16 protein-coding genes are annotated in these 16268 nt (G+C 70.1%); 13 read left to right on the top strand and 3 right to left on the bottom strand.

Going from position 1 to position 16268, the window contains the following annotated elements:
• Positions 1-7: 7 nt before the first annotated feature.
• The 8 genes from ACIQK6_RS06035 to ACIQK6_RS06000 all read left to right on the top strand — a co-directional run bounded on the left by ACIQK6_RS06035 (position 8) and on the right by ACIQK6_RS06000 (position 7928).
• A complete protein-coding gene (locus ACIQK6_RS06035; RefSeq protein ID WP_402694409.1) occupies positions 8-730 on the top strand; it encodes a TetR/AcrR family transcriptional regulator in 723 nt (240 codons plus the stop codon).
• A 143-nt stretch (positions 731-873) separates the two neighbouring features.
• Complete coding sequence (locus ACIQK6_RS06030; protein WP_329096092.1) at positions 874-1206, top strand: PadR family transcriptional regulator; 333 nt, start codon at positions 874-876, stop codon at positions 1204-1206.
• Between the two features lie 2 nt (positions 1207-1208).
• Positions 1209-1598: a DUF1048 domain-containing protein gene (locus ACIQK6_RS06025; RefSeq protein WP_329096090.1), complete on the top strand. Its 390-nt coding sequence runs from the start codon at positions 1209-1211 to the stop codon at positions 1596-1598.
• A gap of 148 nt (positions 1599-1746) precedes the next feature.
• The gene (locus ACIQK6_RS06020; RefSeq protein ID WP_329096088.1) at positions 1747-2985 is read left to right on the top strand and encodes a serine hydrolase domain-containing protein; all 1239 of its coding nucleotides are present in this window, start codon (positions 1747-1749) and stop codon (positions 2983-2985) included.
• Positions 2986-3300: 315 nt separating this feature from the next.
• Positions 3301-5238: an amino acid transporter gene (locus ACIQK6_RS06015; protein ID WP_329096086.1), complete on the top strand. Its 1938-nt coding sequence runs from the start codon at positions 3301-3303 to the stop codon at positions 5236-5238.
• Between the two features lie 77 nt (positions 5239-5315).
• On the top strand, positions 5316-5489 hold the full coding sequence (locus ACIQK6_RS06010) for a hypothetical protein (RefSeq protein WP_329096084.1): 174 nt from the start codon (positions 5316-5318) through the stop codon (positions 5487-5489).
• Positions 5490-5693: 204 nt separating this feature from the next.
• Positions 5694-6842 carry a DUF475 domain-containing protein gene (locus ACIQK6_RS06005; protein WP_329096082.1) on the top strand — a complete coding sequence of 383 codons (1149 nt, stop codon included), beginning with the start codon at positions 5694-5696 and terminating at the stop codon, positions 6840-6842.
• Between the two features lie 204 nt (positions 6843-7046).
• Positions 7047-7928, top strand: coding sequence for a universal stress protein (locus ACIQK6_RS06000; protein WP_402694408.1), 882 nt, complete (start codon positions 7047-7049; stop codon positions 7926-7928).
• A 131-nt stretch (positions 7929-8059) separates the two neighbouring features.
• Here the strand turns inward: ACIQK6_RS06000 and ACIQK6_RS05995 are convergent, their stop codons facing one another.
• Entirely contained in the window at positions 8060-8776 is a 717-nt protein-coding gene (locus ACIQK6_RS05995; RefSeq protein ID WP_402694407.1) for a response regulator, read from the bottom strand.
• Positions 8777-9038: 262 nt separating this feature from the next.
• On the opposite strand from ACIQK6_RS05995, the gene ACIQK6_RS05990 reads away from it, so the two are divergent.
• Complete coding sequence (locus ACIQK6_RS05990) at positions 9039-9365, top strand: STAS domain-containing protein (RefSeq protein WP_329096078.1); 327 nt, start codon at positions 9039-9041, stop codon at positions 9363-9365.
• A gap of 10 nt (positions 9366-9375) precedes the next feature.
• A complete protein-coding gene (locus ACIQK6_RS05985) occupies positions 9376-9870 on the top strand; it encodes a pyridoxamine 5'-phosphate oxidase family protein (RefSeq protein ID WP_329096076.1) in 495 nt (164 codons plus the stop codon).
• 22 nt (positions 9871-9892) lie between these two features.
• On the opposite strand, the gene ACIQK6_RS05980 is transcribed toward ACIQK6_RS05985, so the two are convergent.
• Positions 9893-11575 carry a GAF domain-containing protein gene (locus ACIQK6_RS05980; RefSeq protein WP_402694406.1) on the bottom strand — a complete coding sequence of 561 codons (1683 nt, stop codon included), beginning with the start codon at positions 11573-11575 and terminating at the stop codon, positions 9893-9895.
• Between the two features lie 180 nt (positions 11576-11755).
• Here ACIQK6_RS05980 and ppk2 point away from each other — a divergent pair, with 180 nt between their 5' ends.
• The 3 genes from ppk2 to ACIQK6_RS05965 all read left to right on the top strand — a co-directional run bounded on the left by ppk2 (position 11756) and on the right by ACIQK6_RS05965 (position 15376).
• A complete protein-coding gene (gene ppk2, locus ACIQK6_RS05975; protein ID WP_329096072.1) occupies positions 11756-12550 on the top strand; it encodes a polyphosphate kinase 2 in 795 nt (264 codons plus the stop codon).
• A gap of 235 nt (positions 12551-12785) precedes the next feature.
• Positions 12786-14432 carry a hypothetical protein gene (locus ACIQK6_RS05970; protein WP_402694405.1) on the top strand — a complete coding sequence of 549 codons (1647 nt, stop codon included), beginning with the start codon at positions 12786-12788 and terminating at the stop codon, positions 14430-14432.
• Between the two features lie 221 nt (positions 14433-14653).
• On the top strand, positions 14654-15376 hold the full coding sequence (locus tag ACIQK6_RS05965; RefSeq protein ID WP_329096068.1) for an SDR family oxidoreductase: 723 nt from the start codon (positions 14654-14656) through the stop codon (positions 15374-15376).
• 332 nt (positions 15377-15708) lie between these two features.
• Here the strand turns inward: ACIQK6_RS05965 and ACIQK6_RS05960 are convergent, their stop codons facing one another.
• Positions 15709-15963 carry a hypothetical protein gene (locus ACIQK6_RS05960; RefSeq protein WP_402694404.1) on the bottom strand — a complete coding sequence of 85 codons (255 nt, stop codon included), beginning with the start codon at positions 15961-15963 and terminating at the stop codon, positions 15709-15711.
• Positions 15964-16268: the final 305 nt, after the last annotated feature.

Genomic DNA, 16268 nt, shown 5'->3' with positions numbered 1-16268 from the left:
TGAGCTCATGCCGACGTCAGAGACCGGGCCCGCGCTGCCCGACCGCCTCCCCCCGACGGAAGGCGTGATCGGGTCGGCGGCCGCCGAGCCCGGCGCTGCCTCCCGGTCCGCGGGCCGGGTCCCGGTCGACCGGAAGCGTCAGCCCAGCGGGGACGAGGCGCGCGGGCGGGCGATGCGGGCCGCCATCAGCCTCATCGCCGAGAAGGGCACGGCGGGCCTGCGGATGTCGGACATCGCCGCGCGGGCCGGCATGAGCACCGGGCACATCCTCTACCACTTCGGCAAGAAGGACCGGCTCCTGCTCGAAGTCCTGGCATGGAGCCAGGCGGACCTCTGGACCCGGTTCCAGCAGGCCGCCGACCGGGCCGCATCGCCCGCCGAGAAGCTGGACCTGTTCGTCGGTCACTACCTGCCCCGCCACCAGAGCGACGAACGCTACGCGCTGTGGACGCAGGTACTGGCCCAGCGTCACGACGAAGCGGGCCGCCGCGTCCTGACCGAGCTGCTCGACGGCTGGGACGAGCGCCTGGAAGCCATCGTCCGTGAGGGCCGGGACCTGGGACAGTTCGCCGACGTGGACCTCCCCGAGTTCACCATCCGGGCCGTGGCCATGCTGAGCGGGCTCTCCGAAGACGTGATGTTCGGACGGTCGCGCTGGCAGCACACCTCCGCGCACGCGTTCGCCCTGTCCGCCCTCGAGCGTGAACTCCGTCCGCACGGTCGGGCGTGACCCCGCTGGCGTCGCCGCTCCGGAGTCGAGGGCTGCCGGCAGCGTCCCGCGCGTCCGCTATTCCGTCTTGCTGAGTACCGGTAGTCAGCGATACTGTCTACCAGTACCTAGTCACGCCGACTAGTGTCGAGGGGAGGTGTTCCATGGCCAAACTGCTGACGGAGATGCTCAAGGGCACGCTGGAGGGCATCATCCTCGCGTCACTGTCCGGCCGGCCCGCCTACGGCTACGAGATCACGGCACGACTGCGGGCGCAGGGCTTCGCCGACATCGCCGAAGGGACCATCTACGCGCTGCTCCTCAGGATGGAGAAGCGCGGTCTCGTCGACGTGGAGAAGGTCCCTTCGGAGAAGGGGCCGCCACGCAAGGTGCACTCCCTCAACGCTCACGGCCGGGAATACCTCGAAGAGTTCTGGAGTACGTGGAGCTTCCTCGCAGACCGCCTGGAACAGCTCCGCGCAGGGGAGGGTGAGTAACCATGTCCGGTGTCGAAAAGACCGGCTTCATTTCCAAGGTGATCGGGCCCAAGAAGCGCTGGAGGGCGTACAAGTCGCGCGTCAAGGAGCTTCCCGAGGACCACCGCACGGCGATCGAGGCGATCGAGCGGTACCTGATGCACTTCGTGCCGACCGACGGCGAGAGCAGCGTGTCGATGTTCGAGGACCTCGCCGACCTGTTCGAGCAGGCCGAGGCGAACGGAACCCCGATCCGCGAGATCGTCGGGGAGGACCCGGTGGAGTTCGCCGAGGCGTTCGTCCAGAACTACACCGAGGGCGGCTACGTTCCCGCCCGCGCGCGGAAGCGGCTGACCGAAGACATCGGGCGCGTCGCCGGTGACGAGACCGGAAGAGAAGACGCGACGGTCTGATCGCGCCCCGGCGCGTTGCCCCCGGGGGCCGATCACCACCTTCGTCGCCCGTCCGCACCACACGGCCGCGGGGCCCCGCCCGGCCGGCCGCCCCGCGCCGCACGTCCGCGGCGCCGTCGAGACCGACCACTGCGTACAAGGAGATTTCATGACGGGAAACGGCAACAACGCCTTATCCGGAGCAGGGCTGCGCCGACTGCGCGAGGTACTGGAGGCGCACGTGGAGTCCAAGAAGATCCCCGGACTCGTCGCCCTGGTCGGCCGGGGCGACGAGACCCATGTCGAGGCGATCGGGACGATGCGCCACGATGGCGGCGCGCCGATGCGCCGGGACACCATCTTCCGGATGGCCTCGACGACCAAGCCGGTCGCGGTCGCCGCGACGATGGTCCTCCTGGACGAGTGCCGGCTGCGACTTGACGAACCGATAGACCAGTGGCTGCCGGAACTGGCTGACCGGCGGGTGCTCGAGCAGCCCGACAGCGCGCTGGAGGACACCGTGCCGGCGCGGCGTCCGATCACCGTGCGGGACCTGCTCACCTCCACCTGCGGGCTCGGGCTGGACATGACGGCCTTGGGCTCCCCGATGATGAGCGCGTACTTCGAGCGGCGGCTCTACGGCGAGAACGGATGGATGCTGCCCGCAGTGGAGCCGGACGAGTGGATGCGCCGCCTGGGCACGCTCCCGCTGACGTACCAGCCCGGAGAGCGCTGGCTGTACAACGTCAGCGACGACGTACTCGGGGTGCTGGTGGCCAGGGTCACCGGCCAGTCGTTCGAGGCGTTCCTGCGCGAACGCATCTTCGATCCGCTGGGGATGAAGGACACCGGTTTCCACGTGCCCGCCGACAAGATCGATCGGCTGCCGCCCCTGTACGCCCCCGATCCGCAGTCCGGAGAGTTCATCGTGGAGGACCGGGCCGAGGGGGGACACCACAGCCAGCCTCCGGCGTTCCAGTCGGGCGGCGGCGGACTCGATTCGACCGTCGACGACTACCACGCCTACTTCCGCATGCTGCTCCGCCGCGGGATGCACGGCACCGAGCGGATCCTGTCCCGGCCCGCCGTCGAGCTGATGACCACGAACCGCCTCACGCCCGAACAGACAGCTGCGCTACAGGCATGGGCGCGCGGCGTCGTCCACCTGTCGCACGGTCAGGGACAGACCGGCGGCTGGGGCTTCGGGATGACGGTGCGCACCTACCGCGGTGACTACGCGCCCATCGGCCAGTTCGGTTGGGATGGCGGAGCCGGCACCACGACCTACGCCGACCCGGACAACCAGCTCGTCGGCATCCTGCTGACCCAGACCGGGATGTCCACCCCGGACTCGGCGCGGGCCGCGCAGGACTTCTGGACCACCCTCTACCAGGCGGTCGACGCCTGACCCGCCCCACGTCTGCGCCCTGAAGGCCGACCGGCAGGTCCACCTGCGGGGGCGGCGCCCGTCAGGGCCGCCCCCGCTCCTCCGTCCGGCGCCTCCCGGCCCCGTTCCCGTGGCGACCGCGGTGACCGACCGCCTGCCCCGGACTCGACATCCGCCCTGATCGGGGGCGTCTGCGCTACGCCACAGGTGGCTCTCTACGCGTTAAGGACGCGTCAGGGTTTGCTCGCCCGCGTGCATGAAGGATCAATTTGCATACGCTTGCTCAGCCGTCGACGTCGATGGCTGATTCTTTGTGTACGACAGGAGCACCCCACGATGGCCACCCCGGCCCGCTCCTCGCGCCTGCGCGCGTGGATGCTGGAAGGCTTGACCGCCCAGACGAGTTCGCCCGCCGCCAAGGAGGCGGCGGCCCAGCCGCACGGCCGGCCGTGGTGGCGGGTGATGTGCCTGACGGGTCTCGACTACTTCTCCACCCTCGGCTACCAGCCCGGCATCGCGTTCCTCGCGGCCGGGCTGCTGTCGCCGCTGGCGACCATCGTGCTCGTGCTGCTCACGCTCTTCGGCGCGCTGCCCGTGTACCGGCGGGTGGCCGAGGAGAGCCCGCACGGCGAGGGTTCCATCGCCATGCTGGAGAAGCTGCTGTCGTTCTGGAAGGGGAAGCTGTTCGTCCTGACCCTGCTCGGGTTCGCGGCGACCGACTTCCTCATCACCATCACCCTCTCCGCGGCCGACGCGACTGCGCACCTGGTCGAGAACCCGCACCTCACCAGCACCCTGCACGGAAACGAGGTGCTGATCACCCTGATCCTGATCGCGCTCCTCGGGGCCGTGTTCCTCAAGGGGTTCAGCGAGGCCATCGGCGTGGCGGTGGTCCTGGTGGTGACCTACCTCGGCCTGAACGTGGTCGTGGTGGCGGTCGGGTTGTGGCACGTGTTCACCGCACCGCAGGTCATCACGGACTGGACGGCCGCGCTGACCGCCGAGCACGGCAACGTCTTCATGATGATCGCCATCGCGCTGGTGGTGTTCCCGAAGCTCGCGCTGGGCCTGTCGGGGTTCGAGACGGGCGTGGCGGTCATGCCGCACGTGAAGGGCGACCCGGACGACGTACCCGAGAGGCCGGCGGGCCGGATCCGTGGCGCGAAGAAGCTGCTGACCACGGCCGCCGTGATCATGAGCGTCTTCCTGATCTGCTCCAGCCTGATCACGACCCTGCTGATCCCGCCCGCCCAGTTCGAGCCGGGCGGCGAGGCCAACGGGCGCGCGCTCGCCTACCTGGCGCACGAGTACCTGGGCTCCGCCTTCGGTACGGTCTACGACATCTCCACGATCCTGATCCTCTGGTTCGCCGGCTCCTCCGCGATGGCGGGCCTGCTGAACCTGATGCCGCGCTACCTGCCCCGGTACGGAATGGCCCCCCACTGGGCCCGCGCCCTGCGCCCGATGGTGATCGTCTTCACGCTCGTCGCGTTCCTCGTCACCTGGATCTTCGACGCCGACGTCGACGCCCAGGGCGGCGCCTACGCCACCGGTGTCCTCGTCCTGATCACCTCGGCCGCCGTCGCCGTGACCATTGCCGCCCGCCGGGCCGGGGAACGCGGCTGGACCATCGGCTTCGGCATCATCTCCGCCGTCTTCATCTACACGACCGCCGTCAACATCGTCGAGCGCCCCGACGGCGTGAAGATCGGCGCCTGCTTCATCGCCGGCATCATGGCCCTCTCCCTCCTCTCCCGCCTCGCCCGCGTCTTCGAGCTGCGCGTCACCCACATCGAATTCGACGACATGGCCCAGCGGTTCATCCGGGACACCGCGAACCGCACGATCCGTTTCATCGCCAACGAGCCCGACAACCGTGACCTGGAGGAATACCGGCAGAAGAAGGCGCAGATCCGCGCGGACAACGACATCCCGTCCGAGGACGACGTCATGTTCGTCGAGGTCACCGTGTTGGACGCGTCCGAGTTCGAATCCGGCATGCGGGTGCGCGGCGAGGTCCTGCACGGCCGTTACCGCGTCCTGACCCTGGAGAGCTCCAGCATCCCCAACGCGCTGGCCGCGCTCCTCCTGCACGTCCGGGACGAGACCGGTCAGCGGCCCCACATCTACTTCGAGTGGACCGAGGGCAACCCGATGGCCAACTTCTTCCGCTTCTTCCTCTTCGGCCAGGGGGAGGTCGCCCCCGTCACCCGAGAGGTCATCCGCGAGGCCGAACCCGACCGCAACCGTCGTCCCCACGTGCACGCCGGCTGACCCACCCGCGTCAAAACGCCGACAGGAATCCCGCTGGACCCTCGCCGTCGCGAGGGTCCGGCGGGATCCTCGCTCTTGTGACCGCTCGCTCGCGCCCGGACCGCGAAATCCGCCGGACCGCACTCGCCCTCGGGGCGGCCGGATCGACCGTCATCGCCGCCGGCGCCGTCCTCGACGCCATGTGGCTGCTCGGGATCGGGGTCTGGGGCGTCATGGCCGCGATGGCGATCGAGCTCGTCTACCGGCCGTGAAGCAGTACTCCACGGCCTTCAGGGCGTCCGGGCCGGTGGCCGATGGCGCGTGCACGGGGAGCGTTTCGTCCCGGCGTTCGCCGCTGCCGGCCGCCGGCCGGTATGTGCCGGCGCTGCGGGGTGTCGCCCTAGACTTCATGGTCAATGGTTCGTAAAGCCAGGTGCGGCGCGGGGGGATCCCCGCACGAAACGATGGGGTTGTCAGTGCTTCTGAAAACGTTCGGCTGGTCGTTCGCGGTCACCGTGCTCGGCCTGATCGCGGCGGTGTTATACGGGGGGTGGGCCGGCTTCGGGGTCGTGGCGATCCTGTCCATCCTCGAAATCTCGGTGTCCTTCGACAACGCCGTCGTCAACGCCGGGATCCTGAAGAAGATGAATGCCTTTTGGCAGAAGATCTTCCTCACCGTCGGTGTCCTGATCGCGGTCTTTGGCATGCGTCTGGTCTTCCCCGTCGTGATCGTCGCCGTCAGTGCCGAGATCGGTCCGATCGAAGCGGTACGGCTCGCGCTGGACGACAAGGACACGTACCAGCAGTTGGTGACCGACGCACACCCCTCGATCGCCGCCTTCGGCGGCATGTTCCTCCTGATGATCTTCCTTGATTTCATCTTCGAGGACCGTGACTTCAAGTGGCTCGCCTGGCTGGAGCGCCCGCTCGCCAAGCTCGGCAAGATCGACATGCTGTCCGCCTGCATCGCGCTCATCGTGCTGCTCGTCTCCGCGATGACCTTCGCCACCCATGCCCACCAGTACGGCGGCGTCCACGCGGACAAGACGCAGACCGTCCTGATCGCCGGCATCGCGGGCTTGATCACCTACCTGGTCGTCGGCGGCCTCTCCGGCTACTTCGAGAACAAGCTCGAGGAAGAGGAGGAGCGCGAGCACGAGGCCGAGGAAGCGGCCAGGGCGAGCGGTACGAAGGTCCCGGCGGTCGTGATGGCCGGCAAGGCCGCGTTCTTCCTGTTCCTCTACCTGGAAGTGCTGGACGCGTCCTTCTCCTTCGACGGCGTCATCGCCGCCTTCGCCATCACCAACGACATCGTCCTGATGTCGCTCGGCCTCGGCATCGGTGCGATGTACGTCCGTTCGCTCACGGTCTACCTGGTCCGCCAGGGCACCCTCGACGACTACGTCTACCTGGAGCACGGCGCGCACTACGCCATCGGCGCCCTCGCCGTGATCCTGCTGGTCACCATCCGGTACGAGATCCACGAGGTCATCACGGGCCTCGTCGGCGTCGTCCTGATCGGCTGGTCCTTCATCTCCTCGATCCGGCGCAACCGCAGGCTAGCGGCGGCCGAGGCGGCGGACACGGGCTCCGACGAGAAGGCCGAGGTCCCCTCCGGCGTCTGAGCCGGGCCGCCCGCACGGGCCGCGCGCTACCCGGGTTCGGCCGGCAGGGGATGACCGTCCCTCGGGGAGGGACGGTCGGCCCCTATCCGCACAGGTTCCGCCCGAGGAGAGTCGATCCCGGTGGCGCCCGGTCCTCCTCGGCCGGCGCCGCCCGTTCCGGACGGCGACCCCGATGCCTCGCGCATCAGTACGGAGGACAGACCTGTGAAGCGCACCCTCGTCGTCGGAGTGGACGGTTCCGCCGAGAGCCTGGCCGCTGCCGACTGGGCCGCGCGGGAAGCCGTGCGCCGCGACATGCACGTGCACGTGGTCCACGCCTGGCTGTGGCAGCCGCTCGCCGTCCCGGTCGTCCAGAACCGCGGCACCGAGGCGCGCCGGGCCCGGGAGATCCTGGAGGAGACCGAGGCCGGGCTCACGCGCCGGCACCCCCGGCTCTCGCTCTCCGCGGAAGTGGTGCCGGACGTTCCGGTACCAGCCCTGCTGCGCGCAGCCAAGGCCAAGGACGCGGAGATGCTGGTGCTCGGCACCCGCGGGCACGGCGCGCTGGCAGGCTTCCTCTTGGGCTCCTACGGGCAGCAGGTGATCGCCTCCGCCGAACGCCCCGTCGTTTCCGTCCGGGCCCGCGACGGCCAGCCGGTGTTCGGGGGCGACGAGGGCGAGGTCGTCGTCGGGCAGCAAGGTGGCGTGCAGGAGTCCGCCGAGGTACTGGGTTTCGCCTTCGAGGCGGCCGCAGCGCGCAAGGTCCCGCTCCGTGCGGTCCGGGCCTGGAGCCCGCCCCCGGTCTACGGCTACAGCCCCGGCTCGATGTGGATCGCGGAGCAGTTCGGCGGGCTGGAGCCGTTCGAGGAGGACGCGTTGGACCAAGCGCTGGAGCCGTGGCGGCTGAAGTTCCCCGAGGTGGAGGTCGTCGCGCACGTGGAACGGGGCAGTGCCGGCCAGGTGCTGTTGTCCGAAGCGTCGGACGCCCAGCTGGTCGTCGTCGGTCGCCGGGTCCGCGAGTCGGGGGTGGGCGCGCGGATCGGTTCGGTGGCCCATGCGGTGCTCCACCACTCGGCCTGCCCCGTCGCCGTCGTCCCGCACCACTGACCGCCGGAGGGACGGCGGGCCGAGGGCGACGGCGGGCCGACGGTGAAGGAGGGCCGTGGGCGAAGGAGGGCCGAGGGCGAAGGCGCGCACGCGCTCGTACGACCGCGCCCGGTCCCTTCCCCGGACGGCTCCTACTCGGCGGCCGGGGTCGGGTGCCGGCCGGGTGGGGTCAGCGCGTGGCTGGCGATCACCGCGGCCTGGACGCGCCTCTCCACGCCGAGCTTGATGAAGAGCCGCGAGATGATGTTCTTGACGGTCTTCTCCGCCAGGTACAGCCGTTGGCCGATCTCCCGGTTGGTGAGGCCCTCGCTGACCATGAGGAGGATCTCCTTCTCCCGGTCCGTGAAGCCGGGAAGCCCCGGGGCCTGCTCCTCCCGGGGCACGTCGCCGCGCATGCGGGCCATCAGCCGCGTGGTGGCCCCGGGGTCGAGCATCGACTGGCCCGCGGCCACCGTCCGGACGGCGGTCACCAGGTCGGTGCCGGTGATCTGCTTGAGCACGTATCCGGAGGCCCCCGCCATCACGGCGTCCAGCAGCGCCTCTTCGTCGTCGAACGACGTGAGCATCAGACAGGCCAGCTCGGGCATCCGCGAGCGCAACTCCCGGCACACGCTCACCCCGTCGCCGTCTTGGAGCCGTACGTCCAGGATCGCGACCCGGGGGCGCAGCGCGGGGATGCGGACCAGCGCCTGTTCCGCCGTGCCCGCCTCACCGACCACGGTCAGGTCGGGTTCGGCGTCCAACAGGTCGTGCACTCCCCGGCGTACGACCTCGTGGTCGTCGAGCAGGAAGACGCTGATGGGCTCCGCCGCGGGGGAGGGGACAGAGGGGACACCGCTGCCGGTCATGACGCAACTCCTTCGCCTGGGTCCGTCCTTGACGCACGAACACCGGCATCCTGCCTCCCCGACGGCCGAACGGACAGGGCCGATAGGCCCGCATCGGCCGGGTGTTGCGAGCGGCAGGCGCGGTCGCGGCTCCGAAGAAGGGACCTTCGGCCCTGTCGGGAGGGCCTGCCGGGCCTTCCCCGGTGCCCGCGGCACCGGATGAACTGAGGGCGCACGGGGAACGGCGCGACTCGACCGAGCCGCACGCAGCGCGGAGGAAGCCATGACGACCGCCTTGATCGACCTGAAGACCGTGGGCCGGGACGACCGCGGTGTGAGAATCGCCCTGGCCGGAGAGCTCGACTTCTACACGGTCGGGCAGGTGGCGCCGCGCCTGCGCGAGCTCGCCGGATCCGGCCACCGGAACATCGTCCTGGACCTGTGCGGCCTCTCCTTCTGCGACAGCGCGGGCATCGACCTCCTCATCCGCATGAACCGCAGCTGCTGCGCGGAGGGAACGCGCCTCCTCCTGTGCGACGTGCCGCCCCTGGTGGTGAAGTCCATGCGGGTGCTCGCCGCCGACCGCGACCTGCAGTTCGTCGTCTTGTGAGGTACACAGCATGGACCAGGAAGCCTTACGGCGGCCCGGCGGTCGGACGGGTGACGTGACCGCCGCCCGGCACATGCGGGAGCTGGACAGGGCCGAGGCCCTGCGGCTGCTCTCGACGGTGTCACTGGGACGCATCGTCTTCACGCAGCACGCGCTGCCCGCTGTCCGGCCGGTCAACCACCTCGTCGAAGGCGAGGACCTCATCGTCCGGATCCACGACGGCGGGGCGCTCGGCTCCCTGGCGGCACCCGCCGACGCCCCCGGCGTGGTGGTGGCTTATGAAGCGGACGACATCGATCCCGTCACCCACCTGGGCTGGAGCGTCGTCATCACCGGCTATGCGAGGGCCGTGGTCGACACCGACGAGGTGGACCGGTACGCGCACTTGCTACGCCCCTGGGTGGCACGCCCGATGACCAGCGCCCTGCGGATCCGCCCCGACCTCGTCACCGGGTTCCGGCTGGAGGCGGACCCGACGCGGCTGGTGCCGGCGGCCCGGGGCTGACCCCCGGCAGGTGCCCCGGTCCTCAGTTCCCGGTGGGGAGGGGCGCCCGCCAGATGAGCCTGGTACCCCCCTCATCGGGAGTCTCGTGGGTGAAGGATCCGCCCAGACTCTGCGCCCGCTCGTCGAGGTTGCGCAAACCGCTTCTGCGTCCCTGGGCCGGCAGGCCCTTCCCGTTGTCCGAGACGGTCAGCACGACCTCGCCCTGGCCCGCCTTGAGGGTCACTCCGACCCGGGTCGCCTGTGCGTGGCGGGCGGCGTTGCTGAGGAGTTCACCCAGCACAGCCATGACGTGGTCGGCTATCTGAGGCGGTACGTCGGTGTCGAGCAGGCCCTCCATGCTCAGGCGCGGCGGGTGACGGAGGGTGGTGGCCGCGTCGCCGACGGCACGGGCGGCGCGCGCCCGCAGACCGGGTTCGCTCTCGCGGTCCTTGGTGCGGAGTCCGAAGATCGTCGACCGGATGATCTTGATCGTTTCGTCCAGGTCGTCGACGGCCCGGCCGACCCGTTCGGCGGCCCCTTCGTGCTCGACGAGCCGGGCAGCGCTCTGCAAGGTCATGCCCGTGGCGAAGAGCCGCTGGATGGCCAGGTCGTGCAGGTCGCGGGCGATGCGGTCGCGCTCCTCCAGCAGTGCTATCTGCTCGGCGTCCCGGCGCCGCTCCGCCAGTTCCAGGGCGAGTGCCGCCTGACCCGCGAAGGCCACGAGGGGCTCCAGCTCGCCCTCGCCGAACGCCGGTTCTCCCGCCGCGCGCGCAAGCAGCAGGACGCCCCGGCCCTCGCCACCGGCGGTGCCCAACGGGACGGCCACGGCGGGCCCCGATCCGTCCTGCACCTGGGCCTCGGCCGGGTAGCGTTCATCGGCCGAGGGCAGCACGGCCGTGACGGGCTTGCCGGCCCGGTGCGCCGCCCCCGACAGCGTGCCGGCGACGGGTACGACGAGGCCTCGGCGCGCGCTCGCGTCCGTACCGGCCGCGAACTCCACGACCAGGCCGTCGATGCCGGCCACGGGCATGGCGATGTCCGCGAGGCGCGCCGCGGTGATCTCCTGTGCGCGACGGGCGATGAGCTCCAGTACCGCCGGGCGCGAACTGCCGGACAACAGGCTCTCGGTGATCTCCGCATTGGCCTTCAGCCAGCGCTGCTGGCGCTGCGAGCCCTCGTAGAGCCGTGCGTTGTCGATCGCCACGCCCGCCGCCACCGAGAGGGTGGAGATCACGGTCTCGTCCTCGGTGTCGAAGTCGAGACCGCCCCGCTTGTCGGTCAGGTAGAGGTTGCCGAACACCTCGTCGCGGACCCGGATCGGCACGCCCAGGAACGTGCGCATGGGCGGGTGATGGGCCGGGAAGCCGTAGGACGAGGAGTGCCTGCCGAGATCGGTGAGACGCAGGGGCTCCGGGTGGTGGATGACCTCCCCGAGCAGGCCGTGGCCGGCCGGCAGGGGGCCGATGCCGGCGATCTCCCGGTCCGTGAGTCCCACGGTCAGGAACTGGGCGAGCGTGCGGCCGTCGGGGCCGATCACGCCCAGCGCGCCGTACTCGGCGTCGACGAGCAGCGCGGCCGCCTCCACGATCCGCCGGAGCACCTGGGCGAGGTCCAGCTCCCGCCCCACCGACACGACGGCCTCCAGGAGGCTGTGTACCCGGTCCCGGGTGCCGCGCACCGCGTCGATGCGGACCTGGAGCTCGTCCAGCAGCTCGTCCAGTCGCATCCGCGGTACCCGGGTCAACGGATTCCCCACACCCACGCGCATTCCCTCCGGCGGTTCGCTCGGTTGCCCGATCCACGGTCAGCGTATCGACACGCCCGGGGTCGATGGGTGTTGTTGCGCAGGGACGGCCGCCGTGACTCACTTGATCGCAGCGCCGGACGACGACGGGGAGGGGACGCCATGGATCTGAAGAAGGCGGTGTACGAGGAGGAGCTGCTGCGGCTCCAGACGGAGCTGATCAAACTCCAGGAGTGGGTGCGTGCGGAAGGCGCCCGTCTCGTCGTCGTCTTCGAGGGCCGCGACGCAGCGGGCAAGGGAGGCACGATCAAACGCGTCGCGGAACACCTCAACCCCCGCGTGGCGCGCATCGCGGCGCTACCGAAGCCGACGGAGCGGGAGCGCACCCAGTGGTACTTCCAGCGCTACGTGGAGCACCTGCCCGCCGCCGGCGAGATCGTCCTGTTCGACCGCAGCTGGTACAACCGCGCCGGGGTCGAGTACGTCATGGGCTTCTGCACGCCTGCGCAACACCGGCTCTTCCTGCGCCAGTGCCCGGTCTTCGAGCACATGCTCGTGGAAGACGGGATCCTGCTCCGCAAGTACTGGTTCTCCGTCAGCGACGCGGTGCAGGAGGAACGCTTCCGCCGCCGCACCGAGGACCCGCTGCGACGGTGGAAGCTCTCCCCGATGGACCTGGAGTCCCTCACGCGCTGGGAGGCGTACTCCCGGGCCAAGGACGAGATGCTCGTCCACACGGACACGGTGGACTCCCCGTGGTACGTGGTCGAGAGCGACGACAAGCGCAGTGCGAGACTCAACATGATCGCGCACCTGTTGTCCTCGCTCCCTTACGCGGACGTGGCGCTGCCTTCGCTGACCCTGCCGTCCCGTCCGCCTTCGACCGGCTACCAGCGCCCGTCCAAAGAGCTGCAGAACGCCGTTCCCGACCATGCGGCCACGCTCAGGAAGGAGTGAAGCGCGGCGGGCGTTCGGGACGCGCTCATCGCGGGCCGGCCGGCTCCCGGTGAACGCTGCTGCGGCCGTGGGCCACGCCATCGAAAAGTGGGAGATTCCCGATTCGGCCAGTACACGTCTGTTTCGCGCCGGTTGGGGTGGATCGGAGTTCCGGATCATGCGGTGAGTGCTGTGCTGGAGGGGCTGCGCCCGTCGAGGGCGAGCGTCGGACAGCGCACACAGGGGGTCCTCAGCGATGGCTTCTCTGCACTACGAAGTACTCACCGATCCCGCTCCGCTCCAGGTGCCGGTCGCGGGCGAGGAAAGTCAGGGATCGGTCTACGTCCTCGTCTCCAACCCGACCATGGACGAGGTGATCTGGTATTCCATCGAGATACGGGTGCCCTGCGGTCAGGCGGGCGGTGATCTGACGGCCCGTCCGAAGACGATCACTGCGCGGGTCGAGCGGAACACCGCGACGAAGCAGGGGGAGGAGCCGATCGTCGTCTGGGACGACAACACGGGTGTCCTCACCGTCACCGCCCGGCCGAACACGCTGTTCCAGGAGGCCGGCTCCATGGCCCTGGTCCTGGACGGCTTCCCCGTCTCCAGCACAGCGGGACTGGTGCTGCTGCGCGTGACGGAGCGGGCGGCGAACGGCGCCTTCGTGAAGAAGAGCCCCGTGACCCTGAGCCTGCTGAAGCAACTGCCCAAGGTTCCGCGCAACTTCCGTCCGAAGCAGTCCTTGGTGACCGGCGGCCAGGACGTCGTCCTGCAGTGGGACGGGCCCGACACCCTCACCTACCGGATCCAGGGTCCGGACGGCCCCCCGGAGCCGGTCGTGCCGACGCAGGGCACAAGCGGCTGGCAGTGGTCGCCGGCGGCCGGCCAGGAGCCGAAGCGGGACGCCACGTACACCCTGATCGCCACCTCCCCGGGCGGGCAGCAGCCCGGATACTTCCTCACCACCACCGTCCACCTGCGCAGCCCCGAGTTCGAGGGCGTCACCGCGACGCGCGGAATCCACAGCCCGTGGGTCGAGGGCACGACGGACGAGGCCCGGATCGTCTTCACCGCGCAGGGCGCCCAGATCCGCGACGCCGCGAACGACCTCGGCACCCTCTCCGCAGCCCGGGCCGACGCCGAGACCGTGACCGCGGCGTGGGTCCGGGGGCGCGAGAGCGACGCCGGGTGGATCCGGTTCCCGTCCGACGGAATCAGGGTCGGCCGCGGCGGTGGAAGCGACTTGGGAACCGTCACGGCCGACAAGATCAGCGTGAACGGGATCAACACCCAGTGGGTGGGGGACCGGGACTCGGGCAAGGGATGGGTCGAGTTCCCGCAGTCGGGGGTGAACGTCCGCAAGGACGGAAAACAGGACTGGGGAACCGTCGCCGCCGACCTGGCGGACCTGAACGGCATCAACACCAAGTGGGTGCAGGGTCGCACGGCCGCCGACGGATGGATCGAGTTCCCGGCCTCCGGGATGAACGTGTTCCAGGGCGCCGGGAGCCGCCAGTGGGGGACCGTCGCGGCCGCCAAGGCGGACCTGAACGACGTGGTCACCGACCGGGCCCAGGTCAAGGAACGCCTCACCCTCCAGGGCGGGCTGACCGTCGACAACGTGCTGGAGACCCAGGACGGCCCGCCGCGGCTGATCGTCCACGGCCGCCTGGACGCCGAGGGCGAGGTGAAGGCCGACCGCACGGTCACCGTCACCGGTGACCTCACCACCCTCGGCATGCTGCGCGTCCAAGGCGAGTCGCGCCTGCAGGGGAAGGTGAACGCCGGCGCGCACCTGTCGGTCCGCAACGCAGGCGCCTGGATCATGCACACGAACGACGGGAACGTGGCGGTCAACGGCGACCTGCGCGTCCACGGGGCGTTCCGCTCCGATTCCTGATCAGGTCGTCCGGCATGCTGCGTGACGGGCGGTCGGGGGTCGTCTCACCCGCCGTCCGTCGCGTTGCGCCGCACGGGGGTACCCGGGCGGGTCCCGCGGCACCACGCCCGGTGGCGGCGGGCGTGGTGCGGCCGGCGGTGGTCTCCTGGTACGGGAGCCGACGCCGGGTGCCGCGGGGGCTCCCGTCGTCCGTGCGCCCCGAGGGGAAGGTCCCGACTGGTATGCCCGAGCCCCTGATCGTGATCACCGGTGCCAGTTCCGGTATCGGTGCGGCCACCGCCCGGCTGCTCTCCTCCCAGGGCCATTCGCTGCTCCTGCTGGCCCGCCGGCTGGAGCAGCTGGAGGCGCTGGGACTGCCCGACGCCCTGTGCCGGAAGGTCGACGTCACCGACCGGGCGGCCGTGGAGACCGCCGTGCGGGAAGCCGAGGAGCGGTACGGGCCGGTGGACCTGCTGGTCAACAACGCGGGCGCGATGCTGCTGGGCCGGATCACCGACCAGCCGGTGGACGAGTGGGAGCGGATGCTCGACATCAATGTGAAGGGCCTGCTGTACGCGACCCGCGCGGTCCTGCCCGGGATGGTGGCCAGGGGCGCGGGCACCATCGTGAACATCAGCTCGGTGGCCGGCCGCAAGACGTTCCCGAACCACGTGGCCTACGTGGGCACCAAGTTCGCCGTCCATGCGATGTCGGAGAACCTCCGCGAGGAGGTGGCTGCCACCGGGGTCAGGGTGGTGACGGTGGCTCCGGGGGCCGTGGAGACGGAACTGCTGTCGCACACCAGCGACGAGCGGATCAAGAGCGACTACCAGGCGTGGAAGGAGTCGGCGGGCGGTGCGCTGGACCCGGACGAGGTGGCCGCAGCCATCGCGTACGCCTACGGCCGGCCCCGCAACGTCTCCGTCCGCGAGATCGTCCTGGCCTCGACCGGCCAGGAAGCCTGAACCGGACGCACCGCGGGCGGGCCGGGGCGTACGTGGACGCCCCTGCGCGCAGACCGCCGCCCGGTGGCCGGCGGGCCGTTCGCCGGGCTGTTCGCCGCCACCGAGCCGGCGTGTCCCCGGGCTCCTGTTCCACGTGTGGGACGGCCCGTTCACTGCCCGTTCACCGAGGGGCCGGATTCGACGTTGCGGCTGGTTCCAGAAGGGTGTCTCGATCATTTCCGTTGTGTCGAACCCGACCGGGTCCGTATCCTCACGCCAATGCGTTGACGGAGACGAGTAGCCACGGACCACCCGAGAACAGAGAGCCGCCGGTAGCTGTGAGCATCGTTCGATCATGCCGCACGTGAGTTCCGGCCGGAACCCGTGGCGGTCCGGGCCTCGGGCGCCTTGCGCGTCTTCATCCCGCCGACGATGAGCGCCAGCCCCACGGCGACGACGCCGAGGTACGCGGTGGACGGAAGGTCGACGACCTTGTGCATCCAGCCCCACTCCGTGCCGAAGAAGGTTTGTGAAGCGAAGCTGATGAGTCCCTGGGCTCCTATGACGTAGCCGATGCTTTCGATGGTGTATCCGATGGTCGTTCGCACGGACCAATCCTCTCGCGGCGGCGCCGCCAGATCGTCCTCCACAGGGCCGAAATGACAGTAGGCCAAAGGATGCAGTCGCCGTCACTCACCGCCGTGCCCTGGGGCATCAACAGGCCGACAGACGTGGGGCTGTAGACTCTCGTGCACTACGGGAACAGGTGTGGCATGGCGAAGAATCCGCGCAACAAGGCCCTGATGCTGGCGGTGGATCAAGTTCCGGCGTACGCAGACGGACCTTCCGGCCGCCGCATAACCACGAAACGCGATACCCGCTGCCGCTGCCGCGCAGTTCAGCGGTGCGCGGC

Origin of the sequence: Streptomyces sp. NPDC091682 (assembly GCF_044756625.1) — a bacterium.
Lineage (GTDB): Bacteria > Actinomycetota > Actinomycetes > Streptomycetales > Streptomycetaceae > Streptomyces.
This window is presented reverse-complemented; position numbering and strand designations above follow the sequence as displayed.

What these genes read in the sequence shown, in the direction of transcription:
- ACIQK6_RS05970 (WP_402694405.1), top strand. Translation starts at nt 12,786, where the DNA reads ATGGCTTCTCTGCACTACGAAGTACTCACCGATCCCGCTCCGCTCCAG.
- ACIQK6_RS06030 (WP_329096092.1), top strand. Translation starts at nt 874, where the DNA reads ATGGCCAAACTGCTGACGGAGATGCTCAAGGGCACGCTGGAGGGCATC.
- ACIQK6_RS05965 (WP_329096068.1), top strand. Translation starts at nt 14,654, where the DNA reads ATGCCCGAGCCCCTGATCGTGATCACCGGTGCCAGTTCCGGTATCGGT.
- ACIQK6_RS05995 (WP_402694407.1), bottom strand. Translation starts at nt 8,776, where the DNA reads ATGACCGGCAGCGGTGTCCCCTCTGTCCCCTCCCCCGCGGCGGAGCCC.
- ppk2 (WP_329096072.1), top strand. Translation starts at nt 11,756, where the DNA reads ATGGATCTGAAGAAGGCGGTGTACGAGGAGGAGCTGCTGCGGCTCCAG.
- ACIQK6_RS05980 (WP_402694406.1), bottom strand. Translation starts at nt 11,575, where the DNA reads ATGCGACTGGACGAGCTGCTGGACGAGCTCCAGGTCCGCATCGACGCG.
- ACIQK6_RS06015 (WP_329096086.1), top strand. Translation starts at nt 3,301, where the DNA reads ATGGCCACCCCGGCCCGCTCCTCGCGCCTGCGCGCGTGGATGCTGGAA.
- ACIQK6_RS06035 (WP_402694409.1), top strand. Translation starts at nt 8, where the DNA reads ATGCCGACGTCAGAGACCGGGCCCGCGCTGCCCGACCGCCTCCCCCCG.
- ACIQK6_RS05985 (WP_329096076.1), top strand. Translation starts at nt 9,376, where the DNA reads ATGGACCAGGAAGCCTTACGGCGGCCCGGCGGTCGGACGGGTGACGTG.
- ACIQK6_RS06025 (WP_329096090.1), top strand. Translation starts at nt 1,209, where the DNA reads ATGTCCGGTGTCGAAAAGACCGGCTTCATTTCCAAGGTGATCGGGCCC.
- ACIQK6_RS06020 (WP_329096088.1), top strand. Translation starts at nt 1,747, where the DNA reads ATGACGGGAAACGGCAACAACGCCTTATCCGGAGCAGGGCTGCGCCGA.
- ACIQK6_RS05990 (WP_329096078.1), top strand. Translation starts at nt 9,039, where the DNA reads ATGACGACCGCCTTGATCGACCTGAAGACCGTGGGCCGGGACGACCGC.